Source organism: Streptomyces sp. NPDC044003 (genome assembly GCF_056435185.1).
Genome location: NZ_JBWKFA010000002.1, coordinates 349,713 through 370,658 on the forward strand (window position 1 = coordinate 349,713; position 20,946 = coordinate 370,658).

Annotated in this window: 17 protein-coding genes; 9 read left to right on the forward strand and 8 right to left on the reverse strand. The window is 72.9% G+C overall.

Annotated elements, in window-relative coordinates:
• The first annotated feature begins 1 nt into the window (after position 1).
• Both malQ and AC07AW_RS08210 read left to right on the forward strand, forming a co-directional pair.
• Positions 2-2,101, forward strand: a complete 2,100-nt coding sequence (malQ, locus tag AC07AW_RS08205) for a 4-alpha-glucanotransferase (protein WP_478814653.1) — start codon at positions 2-4, stop codon at positions 2,099-2,101.
• Between the two features lie 20 nt (positions 2,102-2,121).
• Positions 2,122-2,349, forward strand: a complete 228-nt coding sequence (locus AC07AW_RS08210; protein WP_225799889.1) for a hypothetical protein — start codon at positions 2,122-2,124, stop codon at positions 2,347-2,349.
• An 85-nt stretch (positions 2,350-2,434) separates the two neighbouring features.
• Here the strand turns inward: AC07AW_RS08210 and AC07AW_RS08215 are convergent, their stop codons facing one another.
• Complete coding sequence (locus AC07AW_RS08215) at positions 2,435-2,947, reverse strand: MarR family winged helix-turn-helix transcriptional regulator (protein ID WP_478814654.1); 513 nt, start codon at positions 2,945-2,947, stop codon at positions 2,435-2,437.
• Positions 2,948-3,086: 139 nt separating this feature from the next.
• Between AC07AW_RS08215 and AC07AW_RS08220 the strand changes: the two genes are divergently transcribed.
• The gene (locus tag AC07AW_RS08220) at positions 3,087-4,052 is read left to right on the forward strand and encodes an EamA family transporter (RefSeq protein WP_478814655.1); all 966 of its coding nucleotides are present in this window, start codon (positions 3,087-3,089) and stop codon (positions 4,050-4,052) included.
• A 5-nt stretch (positions 4,053-4,057) separates the two neighbouring features.
• Positions 4,058-5,017, forward strand: a complete 960-nt coding sequence (locus AC07AW_RS08225; RefSeq protein ID WP_478814656.1) for a DMT family transporter — start codon at positions 4,058-4,060, stop codon at positions 5,015-5,017.
• Here AC07AW_RS08225 and AC07AW_RS08230 read toward each other — a convergent pair.
• A complete protein-coding gene (locus tag AC07AW_RS08230) occupies positions 4,962-6,971 on the reverse strand; it encodes a caspase family protein (RefSeq protein WP_478814657.1) in 2,010 nt (669 codons plus the stop codon). The two genes, AC07AW_RS08225 and AC07AW_RS08230, sit on opposite strands and share 56 nt — an antisense overlap.
• On the reverse strand, positions 6,961-7,383 hold the full coding sequence (locus AC07AW_RS08235) for a hypothetical protein (protein ID WP_478814658.1): 423 nt from the start codon (positions 7,381-7,383) through the stop codon (positions 6,961-6,963). Before AC07AW_RS08235 ends, AC07AW_RS08230 begins: the two co-directional genes overlap by 11 nt.
• Before the next feature lie 49 nt (positions 7,384-7,432).
• On the opposite strand from AC07AW_RS08235, the gene AC07AW_RS08240 reads away from it, so the two are divergent.
• Complete coding sequence (locus AC07AW_RS08240) at positions 7,433-8,359, forward strand: LysR family transcriptional regulator (protein WP_478814659.1); 927 nt, start codon at positions 7,433-7,435, stop codon at positions 8,357-8,359.
• An 84-nt stretch (positions 8,360-8,443) separates the two neighbouring features.
• On the forward strand, positions 8,444-9,568 hold the full coding sequence (gene alc, locus AC07AW_RS08245) for an allantoicase (protein WP_478814660.1): 1,125 nt from the start codon (positions 8,444-8,446) through the stop codon (positions 9,566-9,568).
• A 119-nt stretch (positions 9,569-9,687) separates the two neighbouring features.
• On the opposite strand, the gene pepN is transcribed toward alc, so the two are convergent.
• The 5 genes from pepN to AC07AW_RS08270 all read right to left on the reverse strand — a co-directional run bounded on the left by pepN (position 9,688) and on the right by AC07AW_RS08270 (position 18,821).
• Positions 9,688-12,267 (reverse strand): aminopeptidase N, encoded by a 2,580-nt coding sequence (gene pepN, locus AC07AW_RS08250; RefSeq protein ID WP_478814661.1) that lies wholly within the window; start codon positions 12,265-12,267, stop codon positions 9,688-9,690.
• A 52-nt stretch (positions 12,268-12,319) separates the two neighbouring features.
• On the reverse strand, positions 12,320-13,504 hold the full coding sequence (locus AC07AW_RS08255) for a TerD family protein (protein ID WP_478814662.1): 1,185 nt from the start codon (positions 13,502-13,504) through the stop codon (positions 12,320-12,322).
• A gap of 86 nt (positions 13,505-13,590) precedes the next feature.
• Positions 13,591-14,607 (reverse strand): aspartate-semialdehyde dehydrogenase, encoded by a 1,017-nt coding sequence (locus AC07AW_RS08260; protein WP_478814663.1) that lies wholly within the window; start codon positions 14,605-14,607, stop codon positions 13,591-13,593.
• A 156-nt stretch (positions 14,608-14,763) separates the two neighbouring features.
• Complete coding sequence (locus AC07AW_RS08265; protein ID WP_478814664.1) at positions 14,764-18,084, reverse strand: S8 family serine peptidase; 3,321 nt, start codon at positions 18,082-18,084, stop codon at positions 14,764-14,766.
• A 194-nt stretch (positions 18,085-18,278) separates the two neighbouring features.
• Complete coding sequence (locus AC07AW_RS08270; RefSeq protein WP_478814665.1) at positions 18,279-18,821, reverse strand: CGNR zinc finger domain-containing protein; 543 nt, start codon at positions 18,819-18,821, stop codon at positions 18,279-18,281.
• Between the two features lie 130 nt (positions 18,822-18,951).
• Between AC07AW_RS08270 and AC07AW_RS08275 the strand changes: the two genes are divergently transcribed.
• The 3 genes from AC07AW_RS08275 to AC07AW_RS08285 all read left to right on the forward strand — a co-directional run bounded on the left by AC07AW_RS08275 (position 18,952) and on the right by AC07AW_RS08285 (position 20,946).
• Entirely contained in the window at positions 18,952-19,407 is a 456-nt protein-coding gene (locus AC07AW_RS08275) for a VOC family protein (RefSeq protein ID WP_478814666.1), read from the forward strand.
• Between the two features lie 277 nt (positions 19,408-19,684).
• Positions 19,685-20,422 carry a pyridoxamine 5'-phosphate oxidase family protein gene (locus tag AC07AW_RS08280; RefSeq protein ID WP_478814667.1) on the forward strand — a complete coding sequence of 246 codons (738 nt, stop codon included), beginning with the start codon at positions 19,685-19,687 and terminating at the stop codon, positions 20,420-20,422.
• Complete coding sequence (locus AC07AW_RS08285; protein WP_478814668.1) at positions 20,419-20,946, forward strand: HPP family protein; 528 nt, start codon at positions 20,419-20,421, stop codon at positions 20,944-20,946. The genes AC07AW_RS08280 and AC07AW_RS08285 overlap by 4 nt, the downstream gene beginning before the upstream one ends.

Here is a 20,946-nt window from a genome sequence, read left to right on the forward strand (position 1 = left end):
AGTGACCCTGGCCCGTCTCGCCGCCCGTCACGGCGTCGCCACCGCCCACAGCCCCTCGGAAGGCGTCACCGTGCCCGTGCCGGACGCCACCGTGGTGGCCGTCCTCGCCGCCCTGGGGGTCGACGCGGCCACCCCGGAGGCGGTCGCCGCCGCCCTCGACGCGGCCGAACGGGCCGACCGGGAGCGCCTGCTGCCCCCGACCCTGGTCCACCACCACGGCGACGAACCGGCCCGCCCGCCGGAGGGCCTCCCGCCCGGCACCCGCCTGCGGGTCACCACCGAGGACGGCGCCGTCGTCACCGGCCGGGACTGGTCCGGGCTTCCGCTCGGCGTCCACACGGTCGAGGCGCACGCCCCCGACGGGCGCGCGGCCACCGGCACCCTGATCGTGAGCCCCGCGCGCGTGCCCGGCCCCGGGCGGCGCGCCCACGGACTCCTCGTCCAGCTGTACTCGCTGCTCTCCACCCGCTCCTGGGGCATGGGCGACCTCGGCGACCTGCGGGAACTCGCCGCCTGGGCCGGCCGCACGCACGGCGCCGGGTTCGTCCAGGTCAACCCGCTCCACGCGGGCGTGCCCGGGGCGCCCAGCGACCCCTCCCCGTACCGCCCGTCCTCACGCCGCTTCCCGGACCCCGTCCATCTGCGGATCGAGGAGATCCCCGAGTACGCCCTGGTGGGCCCCGAGCGCCGCGAGGAGCTCGACCGGATCCTCGCCGACGCCGCCGAACTGCGCGAACGGGTCCTCGGCAAGGGCGCCCTGATCGACCGGGACGCCGTCTGGGAGCTCAAGCGGCGGGCCCTGGAGCTGGTGCTCGGCTCGGTGGAGCCCGGACCGGGCCGCCGCGCCGACTTCCACGACTTCCTCGCCGAGCGGGGCCGGGCCCTGGAGGACCACGCCACCTACCAGGCCCTCGCCGAGCGCCACGGCCACCACTGGCGGAGCTGGCCCGAGGAGCTGCGCACCCCGCGCGCGGCGGAGACCGCCGTGCGCGCAGATCCCGCCCTGGCCGCCCGGGTCGACTTCCACTGCCGGCTCGCCTGGCTGACGGACCGGCAGCTCGCCGGCGCCGCCGCGGCCGCCCGCGAGGCCGGCATGGAGATCGGGATCGTCCACGACCTGGCGGTGGGCGTCCACCCCGAGGGCTCGGACACCTGGGCCCAGCAGGAGGCCTTCGCGGCCGGCATGTCGGTCGGCGCCCCGCCCGACGCCTTCAACTCCCGGGGCCAGGACTGGGGTCTGCCGCCCTGGCGGCCCGACGCCCTCGCCGCCGCCGGCTACGCCCCGTACCGCGGACTCCTGCGCGAACTCCTCCGCCACGCGGGCGCGCTGCGCATCGACCATGTGATGGGCCTGTTCCGGCTGTGGTGGGTGCCGGAGGGCCGCGAGCCCACCGAGGGCACGTACGTCCGGTACGACGCCGAGGCGATGCTCGCGGTCCTCGTCCTGGAGGCCCACCGCGCGGGTGCTCTCGTCATCGGCGAGGACCTCGGCACGGTCGAGCCGGGCGTACGGGAGGAGCTGGCCCGGCGCGGGGTGTTCGGCACCTCCGTGCTCTGGTTCGAGCGGGACTGGTCGGGCACCGGCCGCCCGCTGCCGGCGGGGGAGTGGCGCGCGGAGTGCGTCGCCACCGCCACCACCCACGACCTGCCCTCCACCGCCGCCCGGCTCTCCGGCGAGCACGTCGGCCTGCGGCACCGGCTCGGGCTGCTCGCCGGCGACCTGGAGCGCGAGCGGGCGGCGGACGCGGCGGCGACCGCCGAATGGCTGGACGTGTTCGAGCGGACGGGGCTGCTCCCGGAGGGGCCCGGCGACGAGGAGGCCGAGATCAGGGCCGTCCACCGGTTCCTGCTCGCCACCCCGGCCCGGATGGTGGGCGTGTGGCTGCCGGACACGGTGGGGGACCGCAGACCGCAGAACCTGCCGGGCACCTGGGACGAGTACCCGAACTGGCGGCTGCCGCTCGCGGGTCCTGACGGCCGGCCGCTCACCCTGGAGGAGCTCGCCACCTCGCCCCGGGCGCACGCCCTGCTGCGCGAGCTGCACGCCCGTACGGAAGGGGGGAACGCCCGTACGGCACCCCCGGGCGCGCGGCCCGTTTAGGTGTTCGCTACTTTGGGGCTGTGGACAAGAAGAACGCTCTGCGCGCCGGCTCGCTCGCGGCCGGTACGACGCTGATGATGCTGCTCATGTCGTCACCCGCGCTCGCGAACACCCGCGACGACGGCGACGACCCGGCCCCCAAGCTGAGTGTCGTCGAGACCCTCGGCCTGTACGTGGCGGCGCCGCTGGTGCTGTTCCTGGTGATCGCCGGCCTGGTGATGGTGCTCGACAAGTCCAAGAAGGCGTAACCGCCTCAGAGGTCTTCACCGAGGGCGCCGCACGGTACGAGGTACCGCGCGGCGCCCTCGCGTGCGTCGAGGGCCCGGCCGCCCCCTAGACCGTGGTCGCGAGCAGCTTCCTGAGCAGCCCGGCCAGCTGGTCCGCCTCCTCCGCGGTGAGCGCGGAGTGCAGGGCGGCCCGCTGCTCCCCGAGACCGGCCCCGACGGCCTGGTCCACCAGTTCCTTGCCGCGCTCGCTGAGGGTGACCCGCAGGCCGCGCCGGTCGTGCGGGTCGGGGCTGCGGGTGAGCAGCCCGGCCTTCTCCAGCTTGTCCAGCCGGCCGGTCATGCCGCCGGTGGTGATCATCAGCGTGGCGGTCAGCTCGCGCGGCGAGAGCGTGTACGGCGCTCCGGACCTGCGCAGCGTCGCGAGCACGTCGAACTCCCCGAGCGCCATGCCGTAGGGCGCGTACGCCTTGTCCACCTTGCCCCGCATGGCGTTGGCCAGCCGGTAGATGCGGCCGAAGACGGCCATCGGCACCGTGTCCAGGTCGGGGCGGACGGCCGCCCACTGGTCGGTGATGGCGTCGACGGCGTCGTGGGCGGGGCCGGGGTTCTTCGTCTCCATGGCGCCAGTCTCCTCTTCCTCATGACTCGATCGCAAGAAAGCCTCTTGCGAGTAAGTAACTTAGTGGTAAGTTAATTACCGCCAAGCCAATCCGGGGCTCTCCAAGGGAGTCCGGGAACTCACCGCAGGGGGAACCGTCATGTCCCGCAAGGCCGCCGTCGTCGCACTGACCGCCCTCGCCCCGATCTCCTGGGGCTCCACCTACTTCGTCACCACCGAGTTCCTGCCGCCCGACCGGCCGCTCCTCACCGGCCTCCTGCGGGCCCTGCCCGCCGGCCTCCTGCTCCTCGCGATCACCCGCAAGCTCCCGCAGGGCGCCTGGTGGTGGAAGTCCGCGGTCCTCGGAGCGCTCAACATCGGCGCCTTCTTCCCGCTGCTCTTCCTCGCCGCCTACCGGCTGCCCGGCGGAGTCGCCGCGGTCGTCGGCTCCGTCGGCCCGCTCTTCGTTGTTGGCCTCGCCGCCCTCTTCCTCGGCGAGAAGCCCACGGTGAAGACCCTGCTCACCGCCGTCGCCGCCGCCTTCGGCGTCAGCCTCGTGGTCCTCAAGGCCGGAGCCGCGTTCGACCTGATCGGCGTGGGCGCCGGACTGCTCTCCTCGCTCTCGATGTCCGCCGGCATCGTCTTCACCAAGCGCTGGGGCCGCCCCGAGGGTGTCGGCGCCCTCGCGCTCACCGGCTGGCAGCTCACCGCGGGCGGTCTGGTCATCGCGCCCATCGCCTTCCTGGTCGAGGGCGCCCCGCCGGCCCTGACCGGCGCCAACCTGGCCGGCTACGCCTACCTCGCCTTCGGCAACACCGCCGTCTCGTACTTCCTCTGGTTCCGCGGCATCGAGCGGCTGAGCGCCTCCTCGGCCACCCTCCTCGGCCCGCTCTCGCCGATCACCGCCGCCGTCATCGGCTGGGTGGCGCTCGGTCAGGCCCTCGGCCCGGTGCAGGTGCTCGGCATGCTGATCGCCTTCGGCGCCACCCTGGCCGGCCAGCTGAGCCCCCGTACCAAGAAGGCCGCGAAGACCCCCGAGGTCGCTGAGGTCGAATCATTCAGTGCAACTGAAAAGAACGGTCAGGAAGTTTCGATGGACCTGGAGGTTTCGGGGGTGCGACGGTAAGGCGCATGAGCCTGAGCCTGAGCACCGCACGCAACCCGACCGCCACCACCGACACCGCCACCACCGAGAGGCCGACGCCCGCCAAGGGCGCCGGCCTCGGCGTGCTTCTCGCCCTCCTCGCCACCGTCGTCTGGTCCGGCAGCTTCGTCGTCGCCCGCGCCCTCCACGACACCGTCCCCCCGGTGCAGGCCGCCTTCTGGCGCTGGATCGTCGCCCTCGTCGCCGTCGCCCCGCTCGCCGCCCGCGAGACCTGGCGGCAGCGGCACCTGATCCGCCGCCACCTCCGCTTCCTCGCCCTCGCCTCACTGCTCGGCATCACCGTCTACAACACCCTGGTCAACCAGGCCGGCACCGCCACCTCCGCCGGCAACATGGGCATGATCATGGCCGCCTCCCCGGTCCTCATGGCCGTCTTCGCCCGGCTCGGCGGCAACCGCCTCGGCCCGCGCCGCACCACCGGCATGCTCATCGCCTGCGCCGGCGTCCTCCTCCTCGTCAGCAAGGGCTCGCTCACCCCGGACTTCGCCACCGGCGACCTCTGGGTCATGGCCGCCGCCGTCTGCTTCGCCTCCTACAGCGCCCTGCTCAAGCGCCGCCCCGCCGAACTCGGCGGCCTCGCCTTCCTCTTCACCACCTTCGCCCTCGGCGCCCTCATGCTCCTCCCGGCGTACGGGATCAGCCTCGCCGTCCAGGGCGGCTTCGAGCCCGGCACCGGCACCGTCGGCCCCCTCGTCTACGTCGGCGTGCTCTCCTCCGCCGTCGCCTTCTTCGCCTGGAACAAGGCCGTCACCCTGATCGGCGCCGCCCGCTCCGGGATCGTCTACTACCTCCAGCCCGTCTGCGTCGCCCTCCTCTCGTACGCCCTCCTCGGCGAGGAGCCCGGCGTGCTCGGGGTCGCGTGCATGGTGCTCATCCTGGGAGGGGTGGCGCTGGCGTCGCGGACCGCCTCCGGCGCCAGAGAGTGACGCAGCACCAGAGTTCGACGACCCCGGCGAGAGTGAGCGCCACCGTGCCGACGCCGAGCGAGACCGTGATGTCCACGGCCAGCGCGGTCTCACCGGTACTGAGGATGACGACGCCCGAGTCCTCGTGGTAGACGCCGAGCACGCTGTAGACGTACCCCGTCGCCGCCATGGTCGCCGCCGTCACGCAGCCCAGCCAGACGAGGGCCGGCAGCCGGAACGGGAGCACGGAGCCGCGCTGGGCGAGCACCGCGAGCGTGCCGGTCGTGGCGAGGCCCGCCCAGAGCGCGATCACGACGAGCCAGGTGAGCCCCTTCACGTCGGTGTGCGCGAAGTACGTGGTGTACGGGCCGCCGTTCGCCGTCACCAATGGCGTGACGAGCGCGAGCAGGTTGAGGGCGAACGCGGACCACAGGAGAGCGACTCCCAGCCGTCCGGCCATCTGCCGCCGCCGGCCGGCCTCGGCCTTCGGCGGGGCCTGCGGCTCGGCCTTCCTCCGCTCCGGCCCCGTGGGCTCAGGTTTCCTCGGCTCCTTCGGCTCCTGCGGTTCCTTCGACTCCTCCGACTCCTTCGCCGCCGGTGCGGGCGGGGGCGCGGGCGTGGGTGCGGGCGGCGGTTCCGGAGCCGCCACCGAGGCCTCCCGCACCGGCGTTCGGGCCCACCGTTTCCGGCGGCGGTCCGGAACCGCGTCGACGCCCACGTGGACGGGGAGTTCGCCCGTCGCCGTGCGCAGGAGCACATCGCCCTCGTAGTGCCCCGGTTCGGCCACGTCCACGCTCACCTGGACCCCGTCCGGGAGGCACGTCGCCCGCAGCCAGGGCGCCCCCGCGTCCGCCTCCACGGTGGCGCGGACGATCGGCGGGCCGTCCAGGGTGAGCAGGGTCCGGGGGCCGGGCGTGCCGGCGGTGACCGTACCCAGGTCGAGGGAGTCCGGCGCGACGCTGGGGAGCGCCGTGCGCAGGGCGCGTTCGGCGCCCGCGGAGACCCGGCGGCTGTCGTCGCGGGCCAGTTCGGCGAGGGCCGCGCGGGCTGACAGGGCGAGCCCCACGTCGTCGCCGCACAACAGGGCGCCGAGGTCCTCCACCGCCCACAGCCGTTCCTCGCGGCCCTTCGCGTGCACCGCGCTGTCCAGCCGGGCGGGCAGCGCGACGGCGGCCGGGGCCCTGCGCCGGGTACGGGCGATGGTGACGTCGCCGCCGTGGGCGCCGAACAGCCACAGCTGCGGTGTCTGGTGCGGCGTCAGCTCGGACAGCCGGTCCGAGACGTAGTCGGCCAGCTCGGACATGCCGACCTCGCCGTCGCAGTCCCGGTCGGCGTCGCCCGAGCGCAGGCCCTCCACCAGCGAGCCGGTGAACAGGGACGGCCTGCGGCCCTCGGTCAGACCCGCTCCGGCCACCGGGCGGTCCTCCTCGAAGGCGTACTCGACGGCGCTCGACGCGGTGAACACGGCGCGGCCCCGCCGTCCGCCCGTGCGCTCCAGGTCCTGGAAGCTCTCCTGCACATGGGCGTCCGTGCCGGCGCGGGCGAACATGCCGCGCTCGAAGGCGCCCGCGTAACAGCAGTCGAGCAGGACGACCGCCCGCTGGGCGCGGCTCGTCAGCATCAGGCCGCTCACGTACTCGGCCGGCACCGCGGTGGAGGCGAGCCGGCTGCGCCGCGTGTCGGTGGTCGCGAGGAACAGCTTGCCGGCCGCGTTCTTCACCCCGTGGCACGAGAAGTGCAGCAGCAGCGTGTGGTGCGGCGAGCGGTCCGCGAAGAAGTCCTCGACCTTCAGGCGCAGCCGCTGGGAGTCCGGGTCGGTGAGCACCTCCACCTCGAAGCCGCCGATGTCCGGGTCGCCGAGGACCTCCGCCAGCGCCTCCGCGTCGTCGGTCGGCGCCCGCAGCGCGCCGAGCCCGGGATCGTCGTACGCGCTGGTCACCACGATGAGCGCCTGCCGCGCCCGGTCAGCCGCCATCGTCCGCCCCCCTCTGCCCGGCGGGGGTGAGGGAGTCGAGCCAGAGGGCCGCCATGCGGCGCTGGTCCTCGGGGGAGCCGCCGCGGAGCACGAGCTGCTCGCCGCCGAACCGCATCGTCACCTCGGGCGCCGGGCCGGGGACCGCCGCGTGCCCGCGCCACTTCTCGACGACGGTGACGATCTGGTGGAGCAACGTGGGGACGGCCGTGAGCGTCACGAGCAGGGCGTTGACCTGTTCCAGCGCGCTCGACCGGCTGCCCGGGGGAGCGGGTCCCGCGGCGGGCCGTCCGACGTCCTCCACGTCCAGCTGGAGGAGGTCCTCCCGCAGACCGTCCAGGTCCCGGAGCAGTGACTCGACGTCCCCGTCGGCCCGCTCCACGTCCCGGACTTCGATGCGCAGCTGATCGACCACGGCTCTTCGCCTCCCTCTCAGTCTGGCACCGCCCGGTAGGTTGCGCCCCATGACCGAGTGGGACATCAAGAAGCTGCAGATCCTCCGCACCCTCCGCGACCGCGGCACCGTCACCGCGACCGCGGAGGCGCTGCTCATGACCCCCTCGGCCGTGTCCCAGCAGCTCACCAACCTCGCGAAACAGCTCGGCGTGCGGCTTCTGGAGGCCCAGGGGCGCCGGGTCCGCCTCACCGACGCCGCCCATCTCGTCCTGCGCCACGCGGAGGCGGTCTTCGCCCAGCTGGAGCGTGCCGACGCCGAACTCGACGGGTATCTGCGGGGCGAGGCCGGCCAGGTGCGGGTCGCGGCCTTCTCGACGTCCGTGCCCGCGCTCCTCGTGCCCGCCGTACGGCAGTTGCGGGCCGCCCACCCCGGGCTCGACGTCCGGATCCGGGAGGCGGAGGCGGCGGAGGCGTACGAGCTGCTCACGGCCGGCGAGGTCGACCTCGCCCTCTCGCTCGCCGCCCACGCGCCGTCCGCGCGCGACCCCAAGTACAGCAGGGTGCCGCTGCTCGCCGACCCGCTCGACGTCGCCCTGCCCGCCGGCCACCGGCTCGCCGGGGCGCCCGGCCTGCGCCTCGCCGACCTCGCCGCCGAGCCCTGGATCTTCGGCGGCTCGGGACCCTGGTCCGAGATCACCACCGCCGCCTGCGAGGCCGCCGGCTTCGTGCCCGAGCAGGCCCACAGCGCCTCCGGCTGGACCGCGATCCTCGCCATGGTCGAGGCCGGTCTCGGGATCGCGCTGGTCCCCCGGATGGCCTCGGCGGACCGCCGGGGCGGCACCGGGGTCGTCATGCGGGTCCTCTCCGCCGACCCGCCGCGCCGCCATGTCGTCGCGGCGGTACGGAGCGGGGCGGAGGAGGGCCCGGCCGTGGCCCGGGTGCTCGCCGCGCTCCGGCAGGCGGCGGCGGCCCGCGAGACCGTTCAGCAGGGCTGACCACGCAATCGTTCAGTAAAGCTGAACAGCATCGTCGAAAACATTCGATGGACCGGGGTGCTCGGGCGGAGAGAAGCTCATCCCATGAGCAGCCTCGACGCGAACCAGGACCCGCACGCCAACGACGCCGCCCCCTACGCCGGCGGTGACCCCTACGCCGACTACCGCACCGGTGACTTCCCCTTCACCGAGCTCGTCGACCTCGCCGACCGCCGCCTCGGCGCCGGCGTCGTCGCCGCCAACGACGAGTTCTTCGCGGAGCGGGAGAACCTCCTGGTCCGCGAGCGCGCCGTCTTCGACCCGGAGCACTTCGGCCACAAGGGCAAGATCATGGACGGCTGGGAGACCCGCCGCCGCCGCGGCGCCGACGCCGAGAACGTCTTCCCCGCCCCCGAGGACCACGACTGGGCGATCGTCCGCCTCGGCGCCCCCGGCGTGATCCGCGGCATCATCGTCGACACCGCCCACTTCCGCGGCAACTACCCGCAGAAGGTCAGCATCCAGGCCACCGCCGTCGAAGGCTCGCCCAGCCCCGCCGAGCTGCTCGAAGCCAAGTGGGAGGAGCTCGTCCCGCCGACCCCGGTCCGCGGCCACGCCGCCAACGGCTTCGAGATCACTGCCGAGCGCCGCTTCACCCACGTACGGCTCTGCCAGCACCCCGACGGCGGCGTCGCCCGGCTCCGGGTCCACGGCGAGGTCGTGCCCGACCCCGAGTGGCTGGAGCTCCTCGGCACCCTCGACCTGATCGCCGTGCTCAACGGCGGCTCGTACGAGGACGCCTCGGACAAGTTCTACTCCTCGCCGACGCAGATCATCCTGCCCGGCACCTCCCGCAAGATGGACGACGGCTGGGAGAACCGCCGCCGCCGGGTCCGCGACACCAACGACTGGGTCCGCTTCCGGCTCGTCGCCCAGGGCGCCGTCCGCGCCGTCGAGATCGACACCGCTTACCTCAAGGGCAACTCGGCCGGCTGGATCGCGCTCCAGGGCCGCAACGGCGACAGCGGCGAATGGTTCGAGATCATCCCGCGCACCCGTCTCCAGCCCGACACCCTGCACCGCTTCAAGCTCCCCGCGCAGGCCGTCGTCACCCACGTCCGGCTCGACGCCTTCCCCGACGGCGGCGTCGCCCGCATGCGGCTCCACGGCACGCTGACGGAGCAGGGCGCGGCCGACCTGCGCGCCCGGTACGCCCGCCTCGGCGGCTAGGCGAAACGCTTCCGCCCGGCGGCGCGGCCGCGCGCCGACGCCCGCCCGCCGGGCGGACTCCAGAACACGGAAAAGGGGCGCCCCCACGGGGGAGGGCGCCCCTTTTCCGTACTGCGGGACTACTTCGACGAAGCCGCCGCGTCCGCCGCCTGCGCCTTCAGCGCACGCTCCACGCCCGCACGGGACTCCGTGACCATGCGCCGCAGCGCCGGGACCGGGTGGTGCTCGGCGATCCACGCGTCCGTCGCGTCCAGCGTCTCCTGCGAGACCTGGTATGTCGGGTACAGACCGACCACGATCTGCTGGACGATCTCGTGGCTGCGGGTCTCCGAGATGCCCTTGATCGACGCGAAGTACTTCGCGGTGTACGGGGCGAGCAGCTCGCGCTGGTCGGACTGGACGAAGCCGCCGATGACGGCCGCCTGCACGGCGTTCGTCAGCTTGTCGTCCTCGACGACCGAGGCCCAGGCCTCCGCCTTCGCCGGCTCCGTCGGACGCGCCGCGCGCGCCGTGGCCGCGTGCCGCTCGCCCGCCGCCGTGCGGTCGCGCTCCAGCTCGGCGGCGATCTCCGCCTCCTCGATGCGGCCGGTGGCCGCGAGGCGCTGCACGAACGCCCAGCGCAGCTCGGTGTCGACGGCCAGGCCCTCGACGACCTCGGAGCCGTCGAGCAGCGCGGCGAGCACGTCGAGCTCGGCGTCCTCGCGGGCGGTCGCCGCGAAGGCCCGCGCCCACGCCAGCTGGTGGTCGCTGCCGCCCTCGGCCGCGCGCAGCTGCTCCTGGGTGAAGGCCCCCCAGCGCGCCAGGCCCGTCGCGCGCCACTCCGGCGCCGCGTACAGGTCGAGGGCCGCCTTCACCTGGCCCTGGAGCGACTGCACCACACCGATGTCGGACTCCTTGGCGATGCCCGAGAGCACCAGGTCCAGGTAGTCGCGGGTGGGCAGCTCGCCGTCGCGGGTCATGTCCCAGGCCGAGGCCCAGCACAGGGCGCGCGGCAGGGAGTCGGCGAAGTCGCCGAGGTGCGCGGTGACGTTCTTCAGGGACACCTCGTCGAGGCGGACCTTCGCGTACGACAGGTCGTCGTCGTTGAGGAGGACGACCGTCGGGCGGGCCTTGCCGGCGAGCGCCGGGACCGGGGTCAGCTCGGCCGCCGCGATGTCCAGCTCCAGGCGCTCGGTGCGGACCAGCTTGCCGTTCTCGTCCAGGTCGTAGAAGCCGATCGCGATGCGGTGCGGGCGCAGCACGGCCTCGCCCTTGGCGCCGGCGGGCAGCGCCGGGGCTTCCTGGCGGACGGCGAAGGCGGTGATGGCGCCGTTCTCGTCGGTCTCGATCTCCGGGCGGAGGATGTTGATGCCGGCGGTCTCCAGCCACGCCTTCGACCAGGTCTTCAGGTCACGTCCCGAGGTCTCCTCGAGGGCGCCGAGGAGGTCGGACAGACGGGTGTTCCCGAAGGCGTGCGCCTGGAAGTACGCCTGCACGCCCTTGAAGAACTCCTCCTGGCCGACGTACGCCACGAGCTGCTTCAGGACCGAGGCGCCCTTGGCGTACGTGATGCCGTCGAAGTTGACGAGCACGTCCTCCAGGTCGTTGATCTCCGCCATGATCGGGTGCGTCGACGGCAGCTGGTCCTGGCGGTAGGCCCAGGTCTTCTCCGCGTTGGCGAAGGTGGTCCAGGCGTTCGGCCAGCGGGTGCCGGGCACGGAGGCCTGGCAGGCGACCGAGGTGAAGGTGGCGAACGACTCGTTCAGCCACAGGTCGTTCCACCACTCCATGGTGACGAGGTCGCCGAACCACATGTGGGCGAGCTCGTGCAGGATGGTCTCGGCCCGGCGCTCGTACGCCGCGTCCGTCACCTTCGAGCGGAAGACGTACTGGTCGCGGATGGTGACCGCGCCCGCGTTCTCCATCGCGCCCGCGTTGAACTCCGGCACGAACAGCTGGTCGTACTTGCCGAAGGGGTAGTCGTACGCGAACTTCTCCTGGAACCAGTCGAAGCCCTGGCGGGTCACGTCGAAGATGTGGTCCGCGTCGAGGAACTCGGCCAGCGACGGACGGCAGTAGATGCCCAGCGGGACGACCTGCCCGTCCTTCTCGTACGTCGAGTGCACCGAGTGGTACGGGCCGACGATGAGGGCCGTGATGTACGTGGAGATCCGCGGGGTCGGCTCGAAGACCCACACGTCGTTCTCGGGCTTCGGCGTCGGCGAGTTCGAGATCACCGACCAGCCGCTCGGCGCCTTCACGGTGAACTGGAAGGTCGCCTTCAGGTCGGGCTGCTCGAACGAGGCGAAGACCCGCCGCGCGTCCGGCACCTCGAACTGCGTGTACAGATAGGCCTGGTCGTCGACCGGGTCGACGAAGCGGTGCAGACCCTCACCGGTGTTGGTGTACGCGCAGTCGGCGACGACCTTCAGCTCGTTGCGGCCCGCGGCCAGGCCGGCCAGCGCGATCCGCGAGTCGCGGAAGACGGCGGCGACATCGAGTGCGCGGCCGTTCAGCACGACCTCGTGGACGGCGGGGGCGACGAGATCGATGAAGGTCTCGGCGCCGGCCTCGGCGGAATCGAAGCGGACGGTGGTGACGGACCGGTAGGTGCCGCCCTCCTGCGCACCGGTGAGGTCGAGGTCGACCTCGTACGCGTCCACGGTCAGCAGCGCCGCCCGCTGCTGAGCCTCTTCACGGGTCAGGTTTGTCCCAGGCACCCGGTCAACTCCTCGGTTTCGTGACGTTTGGGCCATCCTTCCACGGGCCGGCTCAGCGACGCACCGAACATTTCCACGGCCCGTCACCACTGATCCGCAGCAGTCCCGGCCCCGGCACCGGGGCGCTCACCCGGACCTCCCCGATCTCGTTGACCAGCAGGTCCTGCTCCTCGTCGTCGTAGAGCGGATCCAGCGGCGGGGTGTGCTGGTGGACCGTGAAGTTGGACTCGCCGAGGTGCGCGAAGTCGAGTACGCCGGCCGGCCCCTCGTAGATCACCAGATCGTGCGCGATCCCCTCGACGTGGCTGTCGAAACGGCGCGCGTGGGACAGCGGAAGCACCCGCAGCGTCCACGGGGTGTCGGCCTCCACCCGCAGGGTCAGCGGGCGGGCGCGCGGGACGAGGGCGACGGTACGCGCGCGTACGTCGTCCTCGTACGCCGTGAGGAGGAAGTCCTCGGCCCGCCCGTACGCGTCGCAGGACTCGATCGTCGTGGACAGCGAGTGGTAGGACTCGATCTCCAGGAGCACCCAGTGCCCCGCCGGCAGCCCCGGGTCGCAGTGCACGGTCTCCTTGCCGCGCCCCTGGTACACACAGGGCCGGAACGCCCCGCCGTACGGATCGGCCACCGGCACGGGCGGGGCGGCGGGCGCCGGGGGCGGCGGCGGGGGGACGTAGCCGGGTCCCGGGATCGGCGGCGGCGGGGACTCCACCACGATGCCGAAGTCCGTCGCGAGCCCGGCGAGCCCCGAGGCGTACCCCTGGCCGACGGCGCGGAACCGCCAGCCGCCGTCCCGCCGGTAGAACTCCCCGAAGACGAAGGCCGTCTCCGTCGTCGCGTCCCCGATCGCGCAGTACGCCACCGCGTTCCCGGCCCCGTCCGTGACCCGCACGTCGAGCCCCGGCACCTGCCCGAAGGCGCCCCCGTCGGCGGAGGCGGCGATCACCAGACGCCCGACATCGGGCTCCACGCGCGCGAGGTCCAGCCACAGCCAGTCCGCGGCCGGACTGCCGGGCGCGCCCGGGGCCGACTTCCCCAGGTGCCGGACGGCCCCCGAGGGATGCTCGGCATGGTTGTAGAAGACCAGATCGGCGTCGCCCCGCACCCGCTCCCCGGCCCCGAGGAGCAGGGCGGAGACGTCCACGTCGGGCACCCCGTGCCCGGTGCGCCAGCTGACCGCGACATGAAGGGCCTGCGGGGGCACCGCGACGTTGGCCCCCTTGGGTATCTGGGTCATGGGGGAACTCTGGCACGGGCGGGCACGCCGGAGGGGCGGCTCCCCGCAACGGGAAGCCGCCCCTCCGGTAAAGGCCCTGAGCGGGATCAGCCCTTGAGCTCGGCCGCGACGAGCTCCGCGATCTGCACGGCGTTCAGCGCCGCGCCCTTGCGCAGGTTGTCGTTGGAGAGGAACAGCGCGAGGCCGTTCTCGACGGTCTCGTCCACGCGGATGCGGCCCACGTACGAGGCGTCCTTGCCGGCGGCCTGGAGCGGGGTCGGGATCTCGGAGAGCTCGACGCCCTCGGCGTCCTTGAGGAGCTCGTAGGCGCGCTCGACGCTGATCGGACGCTCGAAGCGGGCGTTGACCTGGAGGGAGTGGCCGGAGAAGACCGGGACGCGCACGCAGGTGCCGGAGACCTTGAGCTCGGGGATCTCCAGGATCTTGCGGGACTCGTTGCGGAGCTTCTGCTCCTCGTCGGTCTCGTGCGTGCCGTCGTCGACGAGGTTGCCGGCGAGCGGGATGACATTGAAGGCGATGTTGCGCCGGTAGACGCCGGGCTCCGGGAAGGCCACGGCCTCGCCGTCGTGGGTCAGCTCGGTGGCGCGGTCGGCGACGGCCTTGACCTGGCCGTCCAGCTCGGCGACGCCGGCCACGCCCGAGCCGGAGACGGCCTGGTAGGTGGTGGCGATCAGCGCGGTGAGGCCGGACTCCTGGTGGAGCGGCTTGAGGACCGGCATGGCGGCCATCGTGGTGCAGTTCGGGTTGGCGATGATGCCCTTGGGGCGGTCCTTGATCGCGTGCGGGTTGACCTCGGAGACCACCAGCGGGACCTCGGGGTCGCGGCGCCAGGCGGAGGAGTTGTCGATCACGACGGCGCCCTGCGAGGCGACCTTCTCGGCGAGGGCCTTGGAGGTGGCGCCACCGGCGGAGAAGAGCACGATGTCCAGGCCGGTGTAGTCGGCGGTGGAGGCGTCCTCGACCGTGATGCCGTCGACGACGGTGCCGGCGGAGCGGGCGGAGGCGAAGAGCCGCAGCTCGTCGACCGGGAAGTTCCGCTCGGCCAGGATCTTCCGCATGACTGTGCCGACCTGACCGGTGGCTCCGACGATTCCGACCTTCACGGGGACTCCTCCGTACGCGTGTGCAGGGTGCTGCCGCTCCATGATGCGTATGACCTGGGGCGCCTTGTCCAATCCATTGTCCAAGGGGCGGACGAGTGTCGGGACGCGAAAGGGGCGGGCACCGGTTCCGGTGCCCGCCCCCTCACGCGCAGGGTGTTACGGGGTGACCGCGCCGATCAGGACGCTGCCGGTGCCCGCGACGGTGCCGCGGGCGTTGAGGAGCTGGACCTCGCCGAAGAACTGGCGTCCCTCGGGGGCCGCGCCGGAGACCAGGACCTCGGCCGCCACCGGGGCGGTGGCGCCGTTGGCCAGGGTGACCGGCTTCGACTCGTCGACGTTCACGGTGCCGAGCGCGGACGAGTAGTACACGTCCTTGTAGTCGTACGTGGTGCCGCCCGCGGCCTGGACCGAGTAGCCGTCGATGACGACGGTGTACGTGCCCGCGGCCGGCTTCACGAGGGAGACGGACTCCTCCGAGTCGCCGTCCGCCGACTGGCCGACGGTCTCGCCGTTCAGCGTGACCGTGAGGTCGAGGTCGGCTGCCTTGTCGGAGGTGTTGCCGATGGCGATGTCGAGCCGCTCGACGCCCTCACCGATGGTGACGGTCCTCGTCTGCTTCTCGTGGTGCTGGATGGTCGGCGTCTCGCTCTTCTGCGAGCCGAGCGAGCCGCCCTTGAGGGTGCCCGCGATGCCCGCGAAGCGGTTGGTGACCTGCCACTGGACGGCGGCCGGGGTGCCGATCTTCGCCTCGGCGACCGTCTGGACGGCCGGGTCGAAGTCGGCGCCGAGCGCGGTGACGTTCAGGGTGTACGGGTTGTCCAGGTCCGGCGACGTGCGGCGGGACTCGACCTCGATCTCCCAGACGCCGGGCGTCGGGTTCGCGTAGGAGCGCAGGTCCGGGCGGCAGGTGTTGGCCGGGTTGTAGTGCGGGTAGCACTGCGTGGTGGCGCTGTCCTCGACGCCGACGCCGTACGGGTGGATCGAGATGAACCGGGTCTGGCTCTTCTCCTTCAGACCACCGAGCGCGACCTCCAGCGTCTTGGCGCCCTCGGGCACGGTGACGAAGTAGGACTTGCTGCTGTTGCGCTGCACCGAGCCGGTGGCGGAGAAGCCGTAGCCCGGGGCGACCAGGTCGTTCGAGACGATCGAGGTGGCGAGGATCTGCTTGTCGACGCCCTCGGTGAACAGGTCGTCGGCCTCCAGGATGACGCTGTGCGCACCGGCGGTGGCGGCGCGGGCCTGGAGCTTGACGGTGACCGGCTTGTTGAGCGGCAGCGCGACGAAGTCCTCGCCGAGGATCCGGAAGGTCCCGTCGTTGTACTTCAGGCTCAGCTCGTGCCAGACCGGGCGGTCCGGGCCGCTGGTGCGCGTGATGGTGACGTCGTAGACGCGCTTCTGGCCGACCTTGAGGCCGCCCTCGCGGTCGTACACGCCGGTGCCGGTGTGCGGGGCCGGGAAGATGACGGTGTCGACCGGCGCCTGGACCTTGTAGTCGTGGGCGGTGGCGCCGTCCTTGATCGACTCCCAGGCCTCCTCGATGTCCATGAGGCCCGAGCCCTGCTCGTGCGCGGCGACACCGGGGATGCGCTTCGCGGTGGAGGTCAGCGCGGTCCGCAGGGTGAGCGGGGAGAGCGCGATGCCCTTCTGCTTCGCGGCCGAGATCAGCAGCGCGCTCGCGCCCGCCGCCTGCGGCGAGGACATCGAGGTGCCGTTGAGCATGCCGTAGCCGGCGGGCAGGGTGTAGCCCGCCTCGGCGACGCCGGCGCCCGGCAGCCAGGTCGGGATGGAGTTCACGGCCGAGCCGGGGGCGGTGATGGTCGGGGTGAAGCCGCCGTCCTCACGCGGGCCGCGCGAGGAGAAGGGGAACATGGCGTACTTCTTCTCGACGGCCGAGCCGTAGTTGGCCGCCCAGGTCGACTGGGAGACGGCCGCGCCGACCGAGAGGACCTTGTCGGCCAGGCCGGGGTCGCCGATCGTGTTGATGCCGGGGCCCTCGTTGCCGGCCGAGATGACCAGCTGGACGCCGTACTGGTCGATCAGGCGGGTGTAGAGGCGCGAGCGGACGTTGTCGCCGTCGTTCTGCTGCGGCAGGCCGCCGATCGACATGTTGACGATGTCGACGCCGCGGTTGACGACGAGGTCCGTCATGCCCTCGGTGAGGGCGGTGTTGGTGCAGCCGCCGGACCAGGTGCACGCGCGCGAGGAGACGATCTTCGCGCCGGGGGCGGCGCCGCTCATCTTCCCGCCGAAGAGGCCGTTGGCCGCGGTGATGCCCGCGACGTGCGTGCCGTGCGCGGACTCGACGAGACCGATGTTGACGAAGTCGGCCTTCTTGCCGATGTAGTCGTCGCCCCAGCCGTCGAGCGCGACGTCCTTGCGGATCTCGACGACGAACGGGGTGCGCTCGGCGACGTCGGTGGCCGGGTTGTCCGTACCGAAGTAGCCGACCTGGTAGCCGTCCTTGTACGGCTTCATCGGCGCGTTGTCCGTGAAGTCGTTGTTCTGGTCGGTGTCCACGCGGACGGTTCCGGCGGCCGGGTCGTACAGCATGCCGAAGATGTCGGTGGTGTCGCCGTCCCGGTTGATGTCGCCCTTCGGGTCGCCACCGGCGGTGAAGCGCTCCTGGAAGCGGCTGAACTGGTACGAGCCCGCGGGGGCCTTCCAGCTCTGCGCGGAGGCGGTGAAGACCGGGCCCGCGACCGGGGTGATCTGGGCGCGCCAGGTGTTGTCGCCCTCGGTGACCGGGTCGGTGGCGGTCACCCAGTCGACGATCTTGCGCTCGCCGGTGGTGGTCTTCTGCAGGGCCGGGTGGCCGAGGTCGACACCCGAGTCCAGGATGCCGATGGTCACGCCGCGGCCGTCGGCCTTCGGGTGCTCCTTGACGAAGTCGACCGCGCCCGTCTCGTACGAGGGGTTGTACGGGTTCTTCGCCGGGGTGTCCTTGCCCGGGGCCGGGTACGTCGTGGCGACGGTGGTGCCGTCGACGGCACCCGTCGCGGCGCCCGCGTCCGGCGTCGGGTCGTCCAGCGCGACCTCCGCCTGGAGGTCGACGGACTGGACGGAGGAGAGGTTGGTGGCGGCCTTGATGGCGGCGGCGGCCTTGGCGGTCGGCAGGGTGGCGCGGACGTAGCCGAGGGCGTCCTGCTGCTTGCCGACGGAGGCGCCGGCGACGGCGTCCAGCTGCGCGGCGACCTGCTCGGTGGCGCCGGGGACGGTGGCGACGAGGACGGTGACGTTCTTCTCGCCGCTCGCCTGGGCCTCGGTGAGCCGCTGGGCGTCGATGGCGCCGAGCTTGTCGGCCGGGTTCGAGGACTTGACCGGGGGAGTGGTCGCCGGGGCCTCGGTGGCGAGCACGGGCGCGGCGCCGGTCGCGACGAGCGCCGCCACGAGTCCGGCGGCGGCTGCGACGCGGGCCGCGCGTCTGGGCCCGTGCGTCGAGCTTCCGGGTATGGAGCTCTGAGTGTCGGGGGTGGTCATTTACATCCCTGTTTGTGAAAGGACGGTGTCCGGATTCTGATGCCGGATGACCGCTCAGCCTTTCGCAAGTGACAGGGGTTTGGGGAGAGTTGTCGGGTGCCGGATTGCCGCCGCGGCACAAACCCGCCAGCGCGGTGGACGCGCCACGCGGGACGAAATCACCCGAACCAGGGCGAGTTGCCGTGGTGGACGGCTCAACTCTCCTTCGTACGGGCGTAGTGGCGGGAGGCCTTGGCGCGGTTGCCGCAGACGGCCATCGAGCACCAGCGGCGGGTGCCGTTCCGCGAGGTGTCGAAGAAGTGCAGGACGCAGGCCTCGTGGGCGCAGGCCCGGATCCGGTCGGGTGCGGTGCGCAGCAGGTCGAGGTAGTCGCGGGCGGCGGTCCAGCCGGGACCGCGGGCGGGGTCCGCGAACTCGGCCTCCTCGCCGGGGCCCTCGGTGGTGAGCCTGGGCCGGATGCGGCCGTGCCCGAGGACGTCGTCGACGCGCGCGGTGGCGGCGGGGTCGCCGGGACGGTCGACGAGCGCGGCGAGCGCGTCCCGGGCGGCGAGGGTGTGCCGGAGGGTGGCCGCGTCGGCGGTGAACCGCTGGTCCAGGCCGTTGGCGGCGAGCCAGACGGAGAGCCCCTCGACATCCGCCAGCAGGTCGTGGCGGACGCCTTCGTCGTTCCAGCGGGTGTTGAGGAGGTCCAGGGAGAGCGGCTCGCCGACGAGCGGACGCGGATCGACGACGGTCATGGTGGACACCCTCCTCGGTGAGCTAACCCCTCAAGAGTACGTGAACGGTTGACTCCCTCCACGGCTAACCCCTAAAGTCGAATTAGAAGGTTAGCCCGAGAGGGGCGGCCGAACCGGAGAGGGAACCGCCATGCCCGCGATCGGCACGCTCGCCACCCACCATGTCGGCCTCAACGTCACCGACCTGACGCGCTCGCTCGCCTTCTACGGAGACGTCCTCGGCTTCGACGTCCTCGGCGAGGGCGCGGAGCAGGACAGCAGCTACGCCTTCCTCGGCCAGGACGGCCGCCTGGTCCTCACGCTCTGGCAGCAGGCCGAGGGTGCCTACGACTCCGGCCGGCCGGGCCTCCACCACCTGGCCTTCGAGGCGGAGTCCATCGAGCACGTCCGCGCCGCCGAGGCCGCGCTCACGGCGCGCGGCGCCACCTTCGCGTACGAGGGCGTCGTCGCCCACCGCGAGGGCGCGGCCTCGGGCGGCATCTTCTTCCACGACCCGGACGGCACCCGCCTGGAAATCTCGGTCCCCAAGGGCGCGGAAGGGGCTGAAGCCCCGAACGAAACGGCCCCGACCTGCGGCTTCTTCTGACGAACCCGGTTGTGGGCCATCGTTCCTCCCCCAGACTCCGTCCGGGGGGACCCCCAGGGCGGAACGGGTGGGCACAACGCCGAACGCGCCACCCGCGCCCAGGGCCCCGCACCACGACGACCCGCACCCTCCGGAGGCACCCGTGAACACCGCCTACAGCCCTGGCTCCCGCGCCGTGCAGGCAAGGGTCGGCGTAAGAGACCGAGCCGAGCACATAGCCCCCTCCATCACCCACGGCATCCGCCCCATCGCCGCAGCCTTCCTCGAAGCCCAGCCCATGCTGATGATCGGCACGGCGGACGCCGAGGCCCGCGTCTGGTCCACCCTGCTCACCGGCGCGCCCGGCTTCGTCCGGGCCACCGGCCCCCACACGGTCTCGGTCGCCGCCGCCCTTCCCGAGGGCACGCCCGACGGCTCCCCCGTCGGCACCCTCGCCCTCGACCCCCGCACCCGCCGCCGCATGCGCCTCAACGGCACCGCGAGGACCAGCGGCCGCGGCTTCACGATCGAGGCCGAACAGGTCTTCTCGAACTGCCCGAAGTACCTCCAGAAGCGGGAGTGGTACGGCTCCGAGCCCGCCGGCCCCGAGGCGGGCACGGCGCGGCACGGCGAGGCCCTCACCCCCGACCAGATGCGCCGGATCCGGGCGGCGGACACGTTCTTCGTCTCCACCGCAGCCCCGGACGGCCTCGACACCAGCCACCGCGGCGGCAACCCCGGCTTCGTCCGGGTCGACACGCCCAGGGAGCTGAGCTGGCGCGACTACCCGGGCAACTCCATGTTCCTGACCCTGGGCAACCTGGAGGAGGACGGCCGCGCGGGACTGCTCTTCCTCGACTGGGAGACGGGACCGACCCTCCAGCTCAGCGGCCTCGCGCACACGGAGTACGGCCCCGAGGGCCGCGTCACCCGCTTCCGCGTGGACCGCACGATCGAGACCCCGGCCGGCAGTCCCCTGCGCTGGTCGCCACCGGAGTACTCCCCGGCCAACCCGAAACTCTGGAGCCCCAGTTGACGACCGCCGCCACCGCGTCCACCGCCACCGCGTCCACCGCCGCACCCCGCCTCTCCGCCCCGCCGCGCCCCCGCCCCCGCGTCGTCCTCGCCTCCACCGCCGCCGCGGGCACCGCACTCCTCCTCCTGGTCGCCGTCGGCGCCGTCCTCCACCAGCCGCTGCTCATCCCGCCCCTCGCCGCGAGCATGGCGCTCGTGGCCGGCGCCCCCGACCTGCCGCTCTCCCAGCCGCGCTCGGTCGTCGGCGGCCAGCTGCTCTCCGCCCTCACCGGCTTCGCCGTCCTCGCCCTGGCCGGACCGGGCCCGTGGGGCGCCGCCGTGGCGGGCGGTCTCGCCCTCGGCGTGATGATGCTCGCCCGTACCCCCCACTCGCCCGCCGCGGCGACGGCCGTCATCGTCGCCCTCCAGGCCCCGCCCTTCTGGTCGTTTCTCGGCCTTCTCGCGCTCGCCTCCCTCCTCCTGGTCGCCGTCGGCCTGACGGCCGCCCGTGTCACGGGGCGGACGTATCCCGCGTACTGGCTCTAA

Bases quoted from the DNA above. Each gene is read 5' to 3' on its own strand.
- AC07AW_RS08220 (WP_478814655.1), top strand. From the start codon at position 3,087: ATGTCCCGCAAGGCCGCCGTCGTCGCACTGACCGCCCTCGCCCCGATC.
- AC07AW_RS08275 (WP_478814666.1), top strand. From the start codon at position 18,952: ATGCCCGCGATCGGCACGCTCGCCACCCACCATGTCGGCCTCAACGTC.
- AC07AW_RS08240 (WP_478814659.1), top strand. From the start codon at position 7,433: ATGACCGAGTGGGACATCAAGAAGCTGCAGATCCTCCGCACCCTCCGC.
- AC07AW_RS08280 (WP_478814667.1), top strand. From the start codon at position 19,685: ATGCTGATGATCGGCACGGCGGACGCCGAGGCCCGCGTCTGGTCCACC.
- AC07AW_RS08265 (WP_478814664.1), bottom strand. From the start codon at position 18,084: ATGACCACCCCCGACACTCAGAGCTCCATACCCGGAAGCTCGACGCAC.
- AC07AW_RS08255 (WP_478814662.1), bottom strand. From the start codon at position 13,504: ATGACCCAGATACCCAAGGGGGCCAACGTCGCGGTGCCCCCGCAGGCC.
- AC07AW_RS08230 (WP_478814657.1), bottom strand. From the start codon at position 6,971: ATGGCGGCTGACCGGGCGCGGCAGGCGCTCATCGTGGTGACCAGCGCG.
- AC07AW_RS08225 (WP_478814656.1), top strand. From the start codon at position 4,058: ATGAGCCTGAGCCTGAGCACCGCACGCAACCCGACCGCCACCACCGAC.
- AC07AW_RS08215 (WP_478814654.1), bottom strand. From the start codon at position 2,947: ATGGAGACGAAGAACCCCGGCCCCGCCCACGACGCCGTCGACGCCATC.
- alc (WP_478814660.1), top strand. From the start codon at position 8,444: ATGAGCAGCCTCGACGCGAACCAGGACCCGCACGCCAACGACGCCGCC.
- AC07AW_RS08270 (WP_478814665.1), bottom strand. From the start codon at position 18,821: ATGACCGTCGTCGATCCGCGTCCGCTCGTCGGCGAGCCGCTCTCCCTG.